The organism is Methylovorus glucosotrophus (assembly GCF_009858335.1).
GTDB classification, from domain to species: Bacteria; Pseudomonadota; Gammaproteobacteria; order Burkholderiales; family Methylophilaceae; genus Methylovorus; species Methylovorus glucosotrophus.
The window spans coordinates 1158348-1177020 of the sequence record NZ_VMSE01000001.1; the positions used below are offsets into that span (position 1 = coordinate 1158348).

General features: G+C 58.1%; 11 protein-coding genes. 9 read left to right on the forward strand and 2 right to left on the reverse strand.

The window, feature by feature from the left end:
• Window positions 1-126: 126 nt before the first annotated feature.
• Together FNL37_RS05465 and FNL37_RS05470 are read left to right on the forward strand one after the other, a co-directional pair.
• Window positions 127-2604: a glycogen/starch/alpha-glucan phosphorylase gene (locus FNL37_RS05465; RefSeq protein ID WP_159355398.1), complete on the forward strand. Its 2478-nt coding sequence runs from the start codon at window positions 127-129 to the stop codon at window positions 2602-2604.
• Between the two features lie 100 nt (window positions 2605-2704).
• Complete coding sequence (locus FNL37_RS05470; protein ID WP_015830398.1) at window positions 2705-3388, forward strand: DUF4197 domain-containing protein; 684 nt, start codon at window positions 2705-2707, stop codon at window positions 3386-3388.
• A 106-nt stretch (window positions 3389-3494) separates the two neighbouring features.
• Here FNL37_RS05470 and tpx read toward each other — a convergent pair whose 3' ends face one another.
• Both tpx and FNL37_RS05480 read right to left on the reverse strand, forming a co-directional pair.
• Window positions 3495-3998 (reverse strand): thiol peroxidase, encoded by a 504-nt coding sequence (tpx, locus tag FNL37_RS05475; RefSeq protein ID WP_013442532.1) that lies wholly within the window; start codon window positions 3996-3998, stop codon window positions 3495-3497.
• 218 nt (window positions 3999-4216) lie between these two features.
• A complete protein-coding gene (locus FNL37_RS05480; protein ID WP_015830397.1) occupies window positions 4217-5377 on the reverse strand; it encodes an FIST signal transduction protein in 1161 nt (386 codons plus the stop codon).
• A gap of 232 nt (window positions 5378-5609) precedes the next feature.
• Between FNL37_RS05480 and FNL37_RS05485 the strand changes: the two genes are divergently transcribed.
• The 7 genes from FNL37_RS05485 to FNL37_RS05515 all read left to right on the forward strand — a co-directional run bounded on the left by FNL37_RS05485 (window position 5610) and on the right by FNL37_RS05515 (window position 18673).
• On the forward strand, window positions 5610-6017 hold the full coding sequence (locus FNL37_RS05485; RefSeq protein WP_159355399.1) for a response regulator: 408 nt from the start codon (window positions 5610-5612) through the stop codon (window positions 6015-6017).
• Between the two features lie 2 nt (window positions 6018-6019).
• Window positions 6020-6397 carry a response regulator gene (locus FNL37_RS05490; RefSeq protein ID WP_013442529.1) on the forward strand — a complete coding sequence of 126 codons (378 nt, stop codon included), beginning with the start codon at window positions 6020-6022 and terminating at the stop codon, window positions 6395-6397.
• On the forward strand, window positions 6384-6899 hold the full coding sequence (locus FNL37_RS05495) for a chemotaxis protein CheW (protein WP_015830396.1): 516 nt from the start codon (window positions 6384-6386) through the stop codon (window positions 6897-6899). The genes FNL37_RS05490 and FNL37_RS05495 overlap by 14 nt, the downstream gene beginning before the upstream one ends.
• A 132-nt stretch (window positions 6900-7031) precedes the next feature.
• Window positions 7032-8717: a methyl-accepting chemotaxis protein gene (locus FNL37_RS05500; RefSeq protein WP_015830395.1), complete on the forward strand. Its 1686-nt coding sequence runs from the start codon at window positions 7032-7034 to the stop codon at window positions 8715-8717.
• A 25-nt stretch (window positions 8718-8742) separates the two neighbouring features.
• A complete protein-coding gene (locus FNL37_RS05505) occupies window positions 8743-14043 on the forward strand; it encodes a hybrid sensor histidine kinase/response regulator (protein ID WP_159355400.1) in 5301 nt (1766 codons plus the stop codon).
• Between the two features lie 172 nt (window positions 14044-14215).
• On the forward strand, window positions 14216-17665 hold the full coding sequence (gene dnaE, locus FNL37_RS05510) for a DNA polymerase III subunit alpha (RefSeq protein ID WP_159355402.1): 3450 nt from the start codon (window positions 14216-14218) through the stop codon (window positions 17663-17665).
• A gap of 39 nt (window positions 17666-17704) precedes the next feature.
• On the forward strand, window positions 17705-18673 hold the full coding sequence (locus tag FNL37_RS05515; protein WP_170291269.1) for an acetyl-CoA carboxylase carboxyltransferase subunit alpha: 969 nt from the start codon (window positions 17705-17707) through the stop codon (window positions 18671-18673).

The window sequence follows — 18673 nt, forward strand, 5'->3', positions numbered from 1 at the left end:
TCACTGTGCGCTGCGCGCCTGCTGGTATTTTGAGCGGATTTTCCTGCCTGGGAATGTCATCTCCAGATCACGGTGGGCCGTTAGCCTGTACTGAATCTCCAGATATATGACAGGAATCTAACCGCCATGATAAGTTCAAATGCGTCCCAGCCCTCCGAGTTCACTCCCACCGTTACTACTGAAAAAACCCCGATAGCACAGGCTTTACAGAACCACCTGATATTTTCGGCATTCAAAACCAGTGCAACGGCAACGCCTCGTGACTGGTATGCCACGACCGCCTATACCGTTCGCGACCATGTGGTGGAACGCTGGGTCAAGACCTCTGAGGCTTATCAGGAGCGTGACCCCAAGCGCGTGTATTACCTCTCTCTGGAGTTCCTGATTGGGCGTATGTTGTCCAATGCTGCCCTAAATCTGGGCATAGCACCGGAAGTGAGCGAAGGCCTGCACGCGCTGGGGCGCGATATGGAGCAGGTGGTGGAGATGGAAACCGACGCTGCGCTGGGTAATGGCGGCCTGGGGCGTCTGGCCGCCTGTTTCCTTGATTCCATGGCCAGCATGGATATCCCCGGCACTGGCTATGGCATTCGCTATGAATACGGCATGTTCCGCCAGTCCATCAGCCATGGTCAGCAGATCGAAAATCCGGACAACTGGCTGCGCTACGGCAATATCTGGGAATTCCAGCGCCCCGAGAGTACCTATATCGTGCGGTTCTTCGGGCATGTGGTGGAGTTCCCCACCGAGCAGGGCATTGAATATCACTGGGTGGATTCCGAGGCTGTTGTCGCCATGGCCTATGATGTGCCGATTCCCGGCTATGGTACGGAAACCGTGAACAACCTGCGTTTGTGGTCGGCCAAGGCTACGCGTGAGTTTGACCTCATGCATTTCAACGATGGCAATTACGAAAAAGCCGTGGAAGAGCGCAATGCCACCGAGAATATCTCCAAGGTGCTTTATCCAAATGACACCTCGGTCTCAGGCAAGGAGCTCCGCCTCAAACAGCAGTATTTCTTTGTCTCCGCCTCGATTCAGGACATCCTGCGCCGTTTCCTTGCCAATCATCACGACTGGAACATGCTGCCGGAAAAAGTGGCGATTCAGCTGAACGACACCCATCCGGCGATTGCCGTGGCCGAAATGATGTATCAGCTGGTCGATGTACACCGGCTGGAGTGGAGCCATGCGTGGAAGCTGGTGGTCAAGATTTTTGCCTACACCAACCACACGCTGATGCCGGAAGCGCTGGAGACCTGGTCGGTTGATCTTTTCGGCCGTCTGTTGCCGCGCCATCTGGGCATCATTTACAAGATCAATCATGAATTTTTGCAGATGGTGAATCACCGCTTCCCCGGCGATACCGATCTGCTGAGCCGCGTATCCATCATTGATGAAACCCACGGCCGCCGCGTGCGCATGGCGCACCTGGCCGTGATCGGCAGTCACACGGTCAATGGCGTTGCCGCGCTGCACAGCGAGCTGCTCAAAACCACCTTGTTTGCCGATTTCAACCGGATTTATCCCGGCAAATTCATCAACATCACCAATGGCATTACTCCGCGCCGCTGGCTTAACCAGTGCAATCCAGGGCTCACCGCCTTGCTTGCCAAGGTGATAGGCGAGGGCTTTCACAAAGACCTGAGCAAGTTGCAGGGCATCGTGCCCCTGGCCGAGGATGCCGATTTCCGTCAGGCATTCCGCGAGATCAAGCTACAGAACAAGATCCGCCTCGCTGCCCGCATTACCAAGCTCACGGGCATCAGCCTCAACCCCAATAGCCTGTTCGATGTGCAGATCAAGCGCATACACGAATACAAGCGTCAGCTGCTTAACATGCTGCATGTCATCACCCTGTACAACCGCATCCGTAGTGGCAAGGCCGAGAGCATTACGCCGCGCACGGTGATTTTTGGGGGCAAGGCTGCCCCGGGCTACTGGATGGCCAAGCTGATTATTCGCTTGATCAACGATGTCGCCGCCATCGTCAACGATGACCCGGCGGTGGGCGATAAGCTCAAGGTGGTGTTCTATCCCAATTACGAAGTTTCCGCTGCCGAATTGCTGTTCCCCGGCAGTGATCTTTCCGAGCAGATTTCCACTGCAGGTACCGAGGCCTCGGGCACGGGCAACATGAAAATGGCGCTGAATGGCGCTCTCACCATCGGTACCCTGGATGGCGCCAATGTCGAGATCAAGGAAGAGGTGGGTGACGAGAATATCTTCATCTTCGGCCTCACCACGCCGGAAGTCGCCGAGCTCAAGGCGCGTGGTTACAACCCCTGGGATTATTACCACAGCAACGAAGAATTGCGCCAGGTGCTGGATATGATTGCCGGCGGTTTCTTCTCGGTGGATGAGCCAGACCGCTATCAGCCGATTTTTGACACCCTGCTGCATAAAGGCGACAACTACCTGCTGCTGGCGGATTACCAGAGCTATATTGATGCGCAGGATGCCGTGGGCCGGCTGTATGAGGATCAGGAAGAGTGGACGCGCCGCGCCATTCTGAATGTCGCCCGCGTGGGCAAATTCTCCAGTGACCGTACCATAGGCGAATACGCCAACAACATCTGGAAAGTGCATCCCATCCGCGGTTGATCATTTCAAGCCGTCATAAAAATGTCGGGGCGTGCAAGCTTGCACGCCCTTTCTTTTGCGGTAGACTGTGATTCCTTCATGCCCTTTATGGATATTCATCATGTCCCGTTTGCTCACAACCCTGACCCTGCTTGCTTTTACCCTGAGTGCTTACAGTGCTGACCTTAGCTCGCTCAGTAACAAGGATGCCAGCAATGGGCTCAAGGAAGCGCTGATTCAAGGCGCAGGCAAGGCCGTGGGCAAACTGGGGGCCGTGGATGGATTTCTGAATAATCCGGAGGTAAAAATTCCACTGCCAGATAATCTGAAGAAAGCCGAAAAAGCCATGCGCATGTTTGGCATGGGCGACCAGGCAGATGAACTGGTGCTCAAGATGAACCGCGCGGCTGAAGCTGCTGTGCCGGAAGCCAAGACGCTGCTGGTTAACTCGGTAAAAAGCATGAGTGTCTCCGATGCCAAGAATATCCTCACTGGTGGTGACGACGCCGCCACGCAATATTTCAAACGAACCACCTCCGGCCCCATGGCTGAGAAATTCCTGCCCATCGTCAAAAAAGCCACCGAGAATGTCGCGCTGGCGCAGCAATACAACAAGTTTGCCGAGATGGGCAGCCAGTTTGGCCTGGTGAAAAAAGATCAGGCGACCCTTGAACAATATGTGACCCAGAAAACCCTCGATGGCGTCTACCTGATGATGGCGGAAGAAGAAAAAGCCATCCGCCAGGACCCGATGGGGCAAGCCAGCAGTTTGCTTAAAAAGGTATTTGGCAGCCTGGGCAATTAGCGATGGACTGCTAGCTGTCATTATTTCTGATAGACAGGGAAATAAAAAAGGGGCAATGGCCCCTTTTTTATTCGCATCGCCAGGCTAAACCCAAGCTTTGTTTTTCTTACAGCACTGCTAAAGCTGCATCGTAGTCAGGCTCGTTGGCGATCTCGGAAACGAGTTCGCTGTGCAATACCTTGTTGTTTTCATCCAGCACGACCACGGCACGGGCGGTGAGGCCAGCCAGGCTGCTGTCGGCGATTTGCACGCCGTAGTCTTTGGAGAACTTGGCGGTGTCACGGAAGGTGGACAGGGTCACTACATTTTCCAGGCCTTCTGCACCGCAGAAACGGCTTTGCGCGAAAGGCAGGTCAGCGGAGATGCAGAGCACGGCGGTGTTGGGCACTTCAGCGGCACGCTTGTTGAACGTGCGAACCGAGGTGGCGCAAGTGGGGGTATCCACACTTGGGAAAATGTTCAGTACTTTGCGCTTGCCGGCGTAGTCAGCCAGGGATTGCAATTCGCGCTTGGCGTTGGCCAATTGAAAGTCAGGGGCGGTCTGGCCGACTTTTGGGAAGTCGCCAGCTACGGTTACAGGGTTGCCTTTAAGCGTTACTGTGCTGGTCATGGATAATGTCCTTGTTAGAAATTGAGGGCGGGATTGCCAATCAGAAAGCGTAGGGGGCTAATGGTTCCACTTGAACTGATGCTTACACCCGGGTGTCATGCCGTTGCAGGATGGCTGCTCATGGATTTTCCGGAAGTGCGTTCAGCCCACGCTTTCTTGCACTGTATCGCCCTTGCGTGAAGGGCGGATGAAAGATGATACACCAGCAGTGACCACCATCAGGACGATAAATTCTCGCTGAGGTAGCCTATGGTCATGGTCTGGTTGTGCAGCACGCTGTCCGAGGTGTTGGGGCGCGGGGCAAATTCACCATAGGAATAAAAGCCGGTGAGGGTGGTTTGTGGCCCGAGGATGGTTTTGATGGCTGCGATCTCGTCCGCGGTCTGCTCGTTCATCACGCCCTTGCGGCCTACACAGCTCACGCAAAGGGCCAGCCCCGGCTGGGTATTGTTGAGCGATTGCAGGTTACCGGTGACCAGCCGGGCGGCTTCGCTGGCACCTTCCACCAGGCGGTCGTGATTGGTCTGGCACAGGCGCACGATTTCGCCTTCTTCCACATTGCCGGCAAAAGTCAGGCTGTTGCGCGCTGTATCTATGGCAAGCAGTGTGCGGATTTTTTCCACCTCGCGCTTGCCTTCCTCGACAATGGCAAAGGGGAACTTGAGGCCGGTGCCAGGCAGGCCTTTGGCGTAATGTTCGCCGATGTACATGCGGTAGAGCGGCAATGCAGGTTTGCCGTCCATTTCGTACACCACGTTTTTTTCGGATTTGGTGATCTTGCGTGGCGGGCCGTAAGGCTTCCAGCCACCGAGTGCGCCACTGGCGGTAATCAGGCTATCGCCATAGAGGCCCACTGCAATCACCAGATTATCGGAAATGACGCTGTTGCAGATTTGCAGGGTACTTTCAAAGGCGGCGTTATCACCTGCCATGCCGCCTACAATCGGGATATCGCCCAGCACGCTCTGAAAGCCTTGCAGCAATTCGGAGCCATTGACATGCAAGCCATCGGAGAACAGCAGCACGGTGCGCAGAGCCGGGGTTTGCAGTTGCCTGGCGAGATTGGTGGCGACTTCAAACGAGCTTTGCATATTGTTCATGCGGGTGTGCACGACACGTTGCTCGGTTTTATTCCACTGGATGGCGGTGATCTGCAGGCTATCGTCAAAGACGCCGCTGCCATGTATCTCGCCGGACGTTGTGCAGCCGACGATCTGGGCGGCGGGGTAGCGGTCACGCAGGATATTTTGCAGCTTGCTTTCACTGAAGCGGCGCACCGAGCCAAATACCAATACCAGGTCGGCCGTGAGTAGCGGGGGATTCGCCGCCAGCTCTTTCAGCGTCATTTTGGCGGTCAGTGATTCCTGTCGTATCTGCATTGTTCCCTTCCCGTGAGCCTCCTTCTGTGAGAGGTCTTTCATCTTGATGGATGCGGCGCAGCCATGATGACTGCAAGCTTGCGATATTTAACCTGTTTGACACTGGAATGACAACAGAATGTGACCGGCTGCGTCAGCACGAGTCTTGCACCATCGTGAATTCTGGATAGAATGATGTGAGTGCATGGCCTCCCGCCGTGCACGGCAAAAGTGCACTACACAATAAAAGGGGATGCAGGTGGGGGAAACCAGTTTAGCGGGCGTGAAAGTCATGGTGATCGATGACAGCAATACCATACGCCGTAGTGCCGAGCTTTTTCTCAAGCAGTCCGGCTGCGAAGTGATTCTGGCCGAAGATGGCTTTGAAGCCTTGTCCAAGATTGCCAACTATCATCCTGACCTCATTTTCGTCGACATCATGATGCCGCGGCTCGATGGCTACCAGACCTGCACCCTGATCAAGCGCAACCCGCGCTACAAAGCTACACCCGTGGTCATGCTATCCAGCAAGGATGGCCTGTTTGACCGCGCTCGCGGCCGCATGGCGGGCTCAGACCAATACCTAACCAAGCCCTTTACCCAAGAGTCGCTGCTGCATGCGGTGACCAATCACGCCCGCGTGGAAACGGACGAGGAATAGGCATGGCGATTCAAAAGATTCTGGTCGTGGATGATTCCTTTACCGATCGTTTTTATCTGACGGAATTGCTGGTGGATGCCGGCTTTACCGTGATGACCGCCGAGAATGGCGAAGAATGCCTGGAAAAAGTCGCGGCCGAAGCGCCCGATCTGGTGCTGATGGATGTGGTGATGCCGGGCCTCAATGGCTTTCAGGCTACGCGCGCACTCTCAAAAAACCCGCTCACGGCGCATATCCCTGTCATCATGTGCACCGGCAAGGAGCAAGCCACCGATCGCCTGTGGGCCTTGCGTCAGGGCGCCAAGGATTGCGCCATCAAGCCAGTGCAGCTGGACGAATTGCTGAACAAGATACGGGCTCTGGAAAATGGCCAGACTTAACCTGCACGAATACCAGCAGGATATTCTGGCCCGCCTGCAAGAGGTGACGGCCAACGCAGGCAGCACCAGCAGCTCGCGCCTGGGGGTGGAAGTCGGCGGACAACATTGGCTGATCAACCTGCGCGATATCAGCGAAGTGCTGCCAGTGCCGGACATCAGCCCGGTGCCGCTGACGCGTAGCTGGTTTCTGGGCATGGCCAATGTACGCGGCAATCTTTACGGCATTACCGATCTGGCTGCCTTTATGGGTGGGCCATTTACTTCGATGACCGCGCAAAGCCGCATCTTGCTGGTACACGAACGTTATCAGGTGAACGCCGCCTTGCTGATTGACCGTCTGGTGGGGCTGCGTACGCTGGAAAGCATGACTGTGCAGACGCCTGAGCCAGGCGAGCCTGATACTCACGGTGAGCATTACAAGGATGAGCATGGCCAGGTCTGGCAAGTGCTCGCGCTGGAAGGCTTGCTGACGGGCAGCGAATTCATGCAGGTGGCTGCCTAGTCTTCGCTGATATTCCGGTCGCTTGCCCAACGCAACGGGAGCCCGGGTCAGGCGGAGCCAGTGACAGACAGGTGGTACAGAATTTACCTTGAGCCCTACCAGGCTTGAGGCCGCAACATACAAAGGGGTGATATGGCATTGAATGCAGCAAAAAAGGGAAACACACCGTCACTGCTGGCGCGCTTGCGCTCCGGGGTGAAGTCCGCATTGACAGGGCAGGGAGACAGCTCGGCCTCGGGCATTCCCAAGACCTTGCTGGTATTTTTCCTGATCGCCGCTGCCGTGGCCTTGCTCAATCTGCTGTTCAACATCACCCAGGTCGAGCGCGATAACCGTTTTTCCATCCTCTCGGGCGATGTTCAGGTGTTTGTGCAGCAGGCTGCGCGCGATGCCGTGCTGGCCACGCATAGCCGTGAAGCGGCCAGCGTGCGTCTGGTGAATGTCATGGGCAGTGTGGAGAGCGACCTCAAGCAGATGCGCAAGCTGGAAGCTGACACGCTGTTCCGCGGGCAGGAAGTGGTTCCCGCCCTCAACAAGCTGGAGGCTTCCTGGCAGCAGCTGCACAATTCGCTTAAAACGCTGAGCCCCGATGTGTTGGCGGATGAAGCCAACAAGGCCCAGCTTATCAGCATCGTCAACACCAGTGATGAGATCGTCGCCACCGCCCGCCGCATGGTGGATCAATACAAGCAGCAGGGTCGCGCCAACCTGTTTCTGATTCTCTCCGTGTTATCCGGGCTGCTGGCCTTGCTGATGCTGATTGTGGTGGGCTATCGCCAGGTGCTGTCGGCGCGCCGCCAGTTCCTGGATATCGAACAGACCAACCTCGGCAACCAGGAAGCCATTCTGCACTTGCTGGATGAAATGGGCGATCTGGCCGACGGTGATCTCACGGTCAAGGCGCAAGTCTCGGAAAACATCACTGGCGCCATTGCCGATTCCATCAACTACACCATCGACAGCCTGCGTGACCTGGTAGCCGAGATCAACCGCGCGACCGAGCAGGTGAACCAGGCGACGGCGCAAACCCGTACCACCTCCGATTACCTGTTGAAAGCGACTGAGGAGCAGTCCAAGCAGATTGGCGAAACCAGTGACGCTATCAACAACATGACGCGTTCCATCCTGCATGTGTCCAGCAACGCCGGTCAGGCCTCGCAAGTGGCGCAACGCTCGCTGCAAGCGGCCACCCAGGGTGCGAAGGCGGTGCAGAACACCATCTCCGGCATGAATGAAATCCGCACGCAGATTCAGGAAACCTCCAAGCGCATCAAGCGCCTGGGTGAAAGCTCGCAGGAAATTAGCGAAATCGTGGAGCTGATTTCCGACATTACCGAGCAGACCAATATTCTGGCGCTGAATGCCGCGATTCAGGCGGCCTCCGCCGGTGAAGCTGGTCGTGGCTTTACCGTGGTGGCAGAAGAAGTGCAGCGACTGGCCGAGCGTTCATCAGAAGCGACCAAGCAGATCAGCGCGATTGTGAAAACCATTCAGACCGATACCAACAGTGCCGTGGTGGCGATGGAGAAAAGCACTGAGGGTGTGGTCGATGGCGCGCGCCTGTCGGATGCTGCCGGTCAGGCCCTGAATGAAATTGAAACGGTGAGTACCAATCTGGCGCGCCTGATCCAGGCGATTTCCGAAGCGACGGTGGCGCAGACCGAAGTGGCCTCTACCGTCAGCCGCAACATGCAGAAGATTCAGAACATCACCTCGCAAACCACGGAGGGCACCAAGCTGACCGCGCAATCGGTCGAACAGCTTGCCACGCTGGCCGAAGAACTCCGCGCCTCGGTGGCCGGCTTCAAGTTGTCCTGATGGTAAAGCCGCACAGGAGCTAGCCGTGGTTGACGATTTCGACATAGGGCCCCTTAACTGGGTCAAGGGTGAGATAGACCAGGCGCTGAAAAGCGTGCTGGAGAATCTGGCCACCCTGCAGCAAACCCCGGAAGACGCCGCCAGCCTGAAGTTTTCGCAAACCCATCTTTACCAGGTGAGCGGTGCGCTCGACATGGTCGGGCTGGAGGGCTGCAAACGCTTCTGTGCCGAGATCGAATATGTAGCCGCGGCCCTGCAAAAGGGCGAGATTGCCATGAGCCCAGCGGCACTGGAGGCCATGATAAACGGCGTCCAGGCCCTGAGTCGTTATCTGCAGGCGCTGGTGGATGGGGCGTCGGATCGGCCCCTGCTGTTATTTCCCGCCTTTGCTGCCCTGCAGGCCCTGCATGGTGAAGAAGCCGAAGAGAGTGAACTGTTTTTCCCGGATACCGATGTGCGTGCCCCGCGTGATTTGCCCACGCAAGCATTGCCTGATGAGGCGCTGGCTGGTTTTCTGGCCGAGCAGCGCTCTGCATTCCAGAAAGGCCTGCTGATCTGGCTGAAATCGCAAGGCGCCGAAGGCCAGGACATCCTGCGTGCCGCATTGCAGCAAGTGCAGCAGGTACAAAAGCAGGGGGGGCAGAAAACGCTGTGGTGGGTCGCCAGTGTGTTTGTCGATATCCTGCAGCAACCCGAGCATGCGGCCAATGCCAGCATCAAGAAGCTCTGCCGCCGCATAGACCAGCAACTGCGCAGTCTGTATGACGGCGCTACCCGCGCCAGTGGCAATCTGCTGCGTGACCTCCTGTATTTCATCGCCATCAGCCCGGCCGAGACCGACGCCCTGCAGCAGGTGCAGACGGCCTTTGAGCTGCAGGCTTATCTGCCCGAGCCGCCGCGCACGCCGCAGGATGTCAAGGTCGAGAGCGAAGACCGCGAGCTCGCCAAGCGCATGCTGGCCTTGCTGCGTGCCCTGCAGGATGCCTGGGCCGCCTATGAGGAATACAAATTCAAGGCTCTGCTGGAGCAGTTCAGCATTCAGCTGCGTGATAGCCTGGTCAAGCAGACCTTTCGTTACGACAGCCTGAATACCATGCTGCAAGCCTTGCAGCGCATGAATATGCGCGTCCTGGCAGGCGCGGACGTGGTCAGCAATTCGGCCATGCTGGAGGTCGCCTCCACCCTGGCCCTGCTGGAAGAGACCTTCAATCATTATGTGGACTTGAGCGATGCGCTGATCCAGCGCCAGCATCAGCAGGCTGCCCGCCTGCAGGAGCTGGCAGAAGGGCGTCAGCCCACGCCTGGCGCCGATCTCAGCGGAACGCCGCTGTCAGCGGACTTGCTGGCGACCATGGGCAAGCATATCCACCAGGTGCTGGAAACCATTGAGCCCTTGCTGGATGGCTATTTCCGCAAACCGGACCAGCGCGATGCCGTGCTGCAATGCCAGCCACTGTTGACCCAGATTACCGGCGCCTTTGATTTGCTGGATCTCACGCTGCCCGCCACCTTGTCGCGCTTTACCGAGGCGACCCTCGAAAGCTTGCAGCATGATGCGGTGGCACCTTCTACCGGCATTTTCGAGGCGCTGGCCGAAGCGCTGAGCGCCATGGATTTTTATGTCAGCGGCTTTCCGCGTTTGCGCCCCGAGGCCGAGACCGCCATGCGCGTAGCGCTGGAAATGCTGCAGGCCCAGATGTCGCCCGATGCCCTGGCGGACGACGCGGAAGAAGACCTGCATGCGCTGGTGGAAGACCATGTGCCCACGCTGCAGGAAAGCTTCGCCGCCGCTAATGAAGCCGCTGCCAGCGCCGCACAGGAAGAAGAAACGCCTGAACCCGAGCCTGCGCTGGTGCCGGATCGCGCCCACGATGCCGAGTTGCTGGATGTATTCCTGACCGAATCGGAAGAAGTGCTCGCCAGCATTGCGCAGCAGCAGCAAGCCCTGCGCGTCAATGCCACCGACCGTCGCGCCATGGTGGATTTGCGGCGCGGCTTTCATACGCTGAAAGGCAGTGGCCGCACCATAGGTCTGGTGAATCTGGGTGAAGTCGGCTGGGCAGTGGAAAAACTGCTGAATCGCGTGATCGATAGCCGCGTGGTGCCCAGCCCCAATCAGCTGGCGTTTACCCAATCCGCTGCCAGTGCCTTTGCCGGATGGGCCGATACCCTGCGCCAGAGCGCTGAAGTCACCATAGACCCTGCCCCCTGGCTTGCCCAGGCCGCTGAACTCGAAGACGAATGCGCCAGCCAGCCCGGCCTCAGCAGCGCAGCCGAAGTCATTATTGGCGGCACCCGCAAGCTTAGCCGTGCGCTGTTTGATATTTTCATGGGCGAGGCCAATCAGCATCTCGCCATGCTCAAGGCCTGGGTCGACGGCCTGAAGGACAAGGACGAAGCCCCGCCCGAAGCGAGCCGCCGCGCCGCCCATACGCTAGCCAGCAATGCCGGCACCGCAGGCTTCAAAGCCATTGCCGATCTCGCCCGTGCGCTGGAGCATTGGCTGGATGTGCAAGGCGCCGAATGGACGCCGCAACAACGCAAGCTGGCCGACAACGTGGTATCGGTATTGGCCGATATGCTGCGCAAGGCAGGCCAGTTCCGCCAGCCACGCCAGAACATGGGCTTGCTCGCCGCCCTGCGCGAAGCCGTTGAAGCGGCTAATGCTCCAACTGAAGCCGATGCGGACGTGGCAGTCGATATGCCAGCTGAGGCGGTCGAGGACGTCGACACCGAGATGCAGGCCGTCGCTGATGACATTGAGACGGAGGCATTGCCTTCCGATGCGACGGCAGACGACGAAGCGCTGGATACAGAAGAGCTTGCAGAAGAAGAACCAGAAGTTGAAGAGGCGCCGGAGGAAAGTACGACTGAGGATCAGTCGGACTCTGGCCCGTCCGCTGACGCGATGAGTGCAGCGGCTAAAGTAATCGAACTCTTCAAGGATATTGATTTCGGGCCAGAGCCAGAGCCAGAGCCAGAGCCAGAGCCAGAGCCAGAGCCAGAGCCAGAGCCAGAGCCAGAGCCAGAGCCAGAGCCAGAGCCAGAGCCAGAGCCAGAGCCAGAGCCAGAGCCAGAGCCAGAGCCAGAGCCAGAGCCAGAGCCAGAGCCAGAGCCAGAGCCAGAGCCAGAGCCAGAGCCAGAGCCAGAGCCAGAGCTATCCATCGAGAGCGAATTGCATGGCATCTTCATGATCGAAGCGCATGAGCTGGTGCCGCGCATCGGTTCCGAATTGCGCGCCTGGCGTCATGCACCTGAGGCCCATGAGCATCCGGAAGAGCTGCAGCGCGCGCTGCACACCCTGAAGGGCAGTGCCCGCATGGCAGGCCAGATGGCTTTGGCCGATGTGGTGCACGATATGGAAGACACCATCGTGCGTGCCCGCAAGCAGGATGGGCAGGCGCTGGACTTTGAGCATTTGTTCAATGATCTGGACCAGATCGGCAGTCTGCTGGAAGCCGCTGAACAAGGTCCGGTGGCGGCCGATGCGCCTCCCGTGGCCCCCGGCATGCCTGCCGAGCGTCAGGCGCAATACCTGCGCTTGCGTGGCGATGTGCTGGACAGGCTGATCAACGAAGCCGGGGAAATCAGTATCGCCCGTTCGCGCATGGAGCGCGAGATGCTGGCATTCAAGCAATACTCGCAGGATCTGACCGAGAGCGTGGCACGTTTGCGCAATCAGTTGCGTGAAATGGAAATCGAGGCCGAGAGCCAGATGCAGTCGCGCATGGCGCATCTGCAGGAAACCAGCGAAACCTTTGATCCGCTGGAGTTTGACCGCTTTACCCGCCTGCAGGAACTGACCCGCATGATGGCGGAAAGCGTGAACGACGTTTCCACCATCCAGCATGGCCTGCTCGGCAATCTGGGCGAGACCGAATCTGCCCTGCAGCAGCAGGCGCGCATGAACCGTGAGCTGCAATATGGCCTCATGGATGTGCGCATGGTGCCGTTTTCCATGATCAGCGAGCGGCTGCAACGCATTGTGCGGCAGACAGCCCGTACGCTGGGCAAGCCCGCCGAATTGCTGATTGAGGGCGAAACGGTACAGATTGACCGAACCGTGCTGGACAAGATAGGGGCGCCGCTGGAGCACCTCTTGCGCAATGCGGTTGCGCATGGCCTGGAGTCCGTGGCGGAGCGCCGGGCGACCGGCAAGCCCGAGACGGGCACCATACGCTTGCAGGTCAAGAGTGAAAACGATGAAATCACCCTCACCGTGACCGACGATGGCGCGGGCATTCCGCTGGCGCAGGTGCGGCAAAAAGCCATAGAGCGCGGTTTACTGGTGGCGGATCAAAAGCTTAGCGATGCGACCTTGCTGGCGGTGATATTCGAGCCTGGATTCTCCACGGCCGATAATGTCACGCAGATTGCCGGCCGTGGCGTGGGGCTGGATTCCGTGCGCAGCGATATTACCGGTCTGGGTGGGCGTATTGATATCGCCAATCAGGCCGGGCAGGGGGCTACGTTCAGCATTTACCTGCCGGTGACGCTATCAGTGGCGCAGGTGGTGATGGTGCGTGCCGGTCAGCATGTCTTCGCCTTGCCTGCGGTGATGGTGGAGCAAGTGCAGAAACTGAAACCCGATGCGCTGGCTCAAGCCAGGGCCGAAGGGCAGCTTAACTGGGCTGATCAGTCGTACGGGCTGTATTACCTCGCGCAACTGATTGGCGACAGCGCGACACAGCCGCAGGACCAGCGCTATACGCCGGTGATTTTGCTGCGCAGCGGCAGTTACCACATTGCGCTGCATGTGGACGAAGTGCTGGGCAATGTCGAAGTGGTCATGAAGCCGATAGGCCCGCAGCTGGCGCGGGTGCCGGGCATGGCCGGAGCCAGTGTGATGGGCGATGGCAATATCGTGCTCTTCATCAATCCGGTGCAGCTTGCCAACCGTGAAGCGCTGGCGGTGGGCAGCGTGCAGGTGGTCAATGTGGACACCGTGCCGCCACGTGCGCCCGAGATCATGGTGGTGGATGACTCGCTGACCATGCGCAAGGTGTTGAGCCGTCTGCTGGAGCGCGAAGGCTATCGCGTGGTGGTCGCCAAGGATGGCATGGATGCGCTGCAACTCTTGCAGGACAGCCTGCCCGACCTGATCCTGAGCGATATTGAAATGCCGCGCATGGATGGCTTTGAACTGGTGCGCAATATCCGTGGCGATAGCCGCACTGCCAATATTCCGCTGTTGATCATCAGCTCGCGCACGGCAGAGAAGCACCGCAGCCTTGCGCGCGAATTAGGCGTGAATGCCTATCTTGGCAAACCCGTGCAGGATGACGAGTTGCTGGCGCAAGTGAAAGCCCTGCTGGACGCTCAGTAACGGAACGGTGCTCGAGGGCAGCCGCGCGCTGCCCGGTTCGCGATGGCTTGCTGCTTTGCGCCAAGCTGGCCTCCCGCGCCCCCGCAAAGCGGCGCAAAGTCAAGTCGGATCTCTCGCTTTTTGTGCATGCCCAGGGCGGAAAAAGCGCCCCGAATCGGGTAAAATTGACCCCATGTCACAACCCACTTTCATACACCTGCGTTGCCACAGTGAATACTCCGTGGTGGATGGCACGGTGCGCATTGGCGACTACGTCAAGGCGGCCGCCGCTGACCGCATGCCAGCGCTGGCGCTGACCGATCTCAGCAATCTCTTTGGTGCCGTCAAGTTTTACAAATCCGCCCGCGGCAAAGGCCTCAAGCCCGTGCTCGGCTGCGATCTGTGGCTGGAAAATGAAACCAACCGCGATCAGCCTTATCGATTGCTGCTGCTGTGCCAGACGCACGCAGGGTATCTCAAGTTATGTGAATTGCTGAGCCGTGCCTATCTGGAAAACCAGCATCGCGGCCGCGCCGAAATCAAGCGCCAGTGGCTGGTAGAAGCCGGAGGCGAAGGTCTGATCATGCTGTCTGGCGCCATGGCGGGCGATGTTGGGCAGGCGATATTGCAGGGTAACCAGCAGGCGGCCTTGGCCCTGGCCCAGCAATGGGCAGCGTTATTCCCCAACCGTTTTTACATCGAGCTGCAACGCGCAGGCCATGCCCAGCAGGAGTTTTACATCAGCCGCGCCCTGGCGCTTGCTGGTGAGCTGGATCTGCCGGTGGTGGCAACACATCCCGTGCAGTTCATGCAGGCGGATGACTTCAAGGCACACGAGGCCCGCGTCTGCATTGCCGAAGGTTATGTGCTGGCCGATAACCGTCGCCCCAAGCATTTCACGCCCGAGCAGTTTTTCAAGACCCAGGCCGAGATGGCAGCGCTGTTCGCCGATGTGCCACAGGCGCTGGCCAATAGCGTGGAAATCGCCAAGCGTTGCAATTTGACGCTGACGCTGGGCAAAAACTATCTGCCGCAATTCCCGACGCCGAATGGCGAAAGCCTGGACGAATACCTGGTAGTGCAGGCCAAGCTGGGGCTGGAGAAGCGCCTGCAGGTGTTGTATCCGGACGAGGCCGTGCGCGATGCCAAGCGGCCTGTCTACCTCACCCGCCTGGAGTTCGAGACCAATATCATCATCCAGATGGGCTTCCCCGGTTATTTCCTTATCGTGGCCGACTTTATCAACTGGGCCAAGAATAATGGCGTGCCAGTGGGGCCGGGCCGGGGTTCCGGTGCGGGCTCGGTGGTGGCTTACAGCCTGGGCATTACCGATCTGGATCCGCTGCAATACGCCTTGCTGTTTGAGCGTTTCCTGAATCCTGAGCGGGTTTCCATGCCCGACTTCGATATCGACTTCTGTCAGGAAGGCCGCGATCGCGTCATTGATTATGTGAAGCATAAATACGGCCTGGCATCGGTATCGCAAATCGCCACCTTCGGGACCATGGCCGCCAAGGCCGTGATCCGCGACGTGGGCCGTGTGCTGGACCTGCCGTTCAACTTTGTGGATGGCATTGCCAAGCTGATTCCGAATGAGCTTGGCATTACCTTGTCCGATGCGCTGGAAAAAGAGCCGCAACTCAAGGAGCGGCGCGAGCAGGAAGAAGAAGTCAACGAGTTGCTGGAGCTGGCGCTCAGGCTGGAAGGCCTGACCCGCAATATCGGCATGCACGCTGGCGGGGTGCTGATCTCGCCCGGCAAGATTTCGGATTTTTCGCCTATCTATTGCCAGCAGAATGGCGAAAGCCTGGTTAGCCAGTACGACAAGGATGACGTGGAAGCCGTTGGCCTGGTGAAGTTCGATTTTCTGGGCTTGCGCACGCTGACCATTCTGGCAATGGCGCTGGAAAATGCCAATGCCCAGCGCGCGCTCAAGGAGCTGCCGCCGCTCGATTTTGAGACCTTGCCGATCAACGACAAGCCGACCTACCAGCTGTTGAAATCTGCCAATACCACGGCGGTGTTCCAGCTGGAATCGCGCGGCATGAAAGACATGCTGAAGCAGGCCAAGCCGGACTGCTTTGAGGACATTATCGCCCTGGTGGCGCTGTATCGTCCGGGCCCGATGGACCTGATCCCCGATTTCTGCCGCCGCAAGCATGGGCAGCAGCGTGTGGAGTATCCGCACCCGGCTACGGAGCCCATCCTGAAAGAAACCTACGGCATCATGGTCTATCAGGAGCAGGTGATGCAGATTGCCCAAGTGGTGGCGGGGTACAGCCTCGGCGGCGCCGACTTGCTGCGCCGCGCCATGGGTAAAAAGAAAAAAGAGGAAATGGACGCGCAGCGTGCCGTTTTCGTTGAAGGTGCGGTGAAGAACGGCACGCCGGAAAAGCAGGCGGCCGAGCTGTTTGACCTGATGGAAAAGTTCGCCAGCTACGGCTTCAACAAGTCACACGCGGCAGCTTACGCCCTGGTGGCGTACCACACGGCTTACCTCAAGGCGCATTACCCGGCCGCGTTCCTCGCGGCCACCATGTCGGCGGACATGAACAACACCGACAGCGTGCACATCTTTTACGATGATTGCGCGGCAAATGGCGTGGAAGTGCTGGCGCCAGATATCAACCAGAGTGAGTTCCGCTTCAAGCCTATTAGCGACAAGCAGGTGCTGTATGGCTTGGGCGCCGTTAAAGGCACCGGCTGGGCAGCGATTGAGGTGATCCTCGCTGTACGCGAAGCCGAGGGGCCATTCAAGGACCTGTTCGATTTCTGTCGCCGTCTGGATCTGCGCAAGGTCAATCGCCGTGTGATCGAGTCGCTGATACGCGCAGGCGCATTCGACAAGCTGGAACCCAACCGCGCGGCCTTGCTGGCTGGCGTCAGCCTTGCCATCAGCGCGGCAGAGCAGAGTGGGGCGGCCAGCGGGCAGAATAGCCTGTTCGGTGAAATGTCCGATAGCGTGGCGCACACCCTGCCCAAGGTGAATGCCTGGAGCGAGCAGGAAAAGCTGCAGCAGGAAAAATCAGCCCTGGGTTTCTATTTCAGCGGTCACCCGTATGAAGGTTACAAGCGCGAGCTGGCGACATTTGTCCGTACCACGCTGGGCAATCTCAAGCCGCAGGATCAGCCGCAGCTGCTGGCGGGTGTGGTCATGGGCATACGCATCCGCATGACGCAGCGCGGCAAAATGGCGATTGTGACGCTGGATGATGCGACATCGCGCATAGAAATCGTGGTGGGCAATGAGCTGCTCAACCAGAGCCAGCATCTGTTGAAGGAAGATGCGCTGGTGATTGTGGAAGGGCGCGTCAGCAATGATGATTTCTCCGGTGGCTTGCGCGTCAATGCCCGCAAGGTCTACGATCTGGCGGCGGCCCGCAGTGCCAATGCCAGCCTGCTCAAGATTTCGTGCAATGGTCAGGCCGATGCCGGACGCCTGCGCGAGATTCTCGCGCCGTATTGCCGGCAGGGTGGCGAAGAAGACCGCCGCCATTGCGCCGTGAAGATCGAATATCACAACGGCAGTGCCCGCGTGGAGCTCATGCTGGGCGAGCAGTGGCGGGTGGAATTGCATGACGAGCTGTTAAGCAATCTTAAGGGCTGGTTAAGCGAAGATAATGTTAAAATCCTTTATAATTAAACCAGTTTAGAAAACGGTAGAGTTTGCATGGCCAAAGATATGAAAACGAGTTTCCTGGAATTTGAGCAGCCGATCGCCGAGCTGGAAGGCAAGATCGAAGAGCTGCGTTACGTTCAGGATGACTCTGCGCTGGATATTTCGGAAGAAATTGACCGCTTGCAGCAAAAAAACCAGACCCTTACCAAGGAAATCTACAGCAAGCTCAATGCCTGGCAGATTTCCCAAGTGGCACGCCATCCGCAGCGTCCTTACACCCTGGATTACATTCAGGGTATGTTTACCGATTTTGAAGAATTGCACGGCGACCGTGCCTTTGCCGATGACCCTGCGATTGTCGGTGGCCTGGCACGGTTTGAAGGTCAGCCCGTGGTCGTGATCGGCCATCAAAAAGGCCGGGATGTAAAAGAACGTCAATACCGCAACTTTGGCATGCCACGCCCTGAAGGCTATCGCAAAGCACTGCGTCTTTATCGCCTAGCCGAGAAATTTGGCCTGCCGATTATTACCCTGATTGATACCCCGGGTGCTTATCCTGGCATTGGTGCGGAAGAGCGCGGCCAGTCTGAAGCGATTGCCCGGAACCTGTTCGTCATGGCCGAACTGAAGACCCCGATCATTGGCGTGATTATCGGTGAGGGTGGCTCTGGCGGTGCGTTGGCACTGGGCGTGGTCGATCATCTCATGATGCTGCAATACTCCACTTACTCCGTGATCTCGCCTGAGGGTTGCGCTTCCATTCTGTGGAAGAGTGCCGACAAGGCATCGGTGGCCGCGGAAACTTTGGGCATTACCGCCACTCGTCTGAAAACAGCCGGTCTGGTGGATCGTATCGTTAGCGAGCCTATGGGCGGCGCCCACCGCAACCCGGAAGTCATGATGCAGAATCTGCGTCGTGCCATTGCCGAAGAGCTGCTGCGCTTGCAGGCCGTGCCTGTCGATCAGTTGCTGACGATCCGGTATGAGCGCCTGATGAGCTACGGCGAATTCAAGGAAGTTACTGTCAAATAG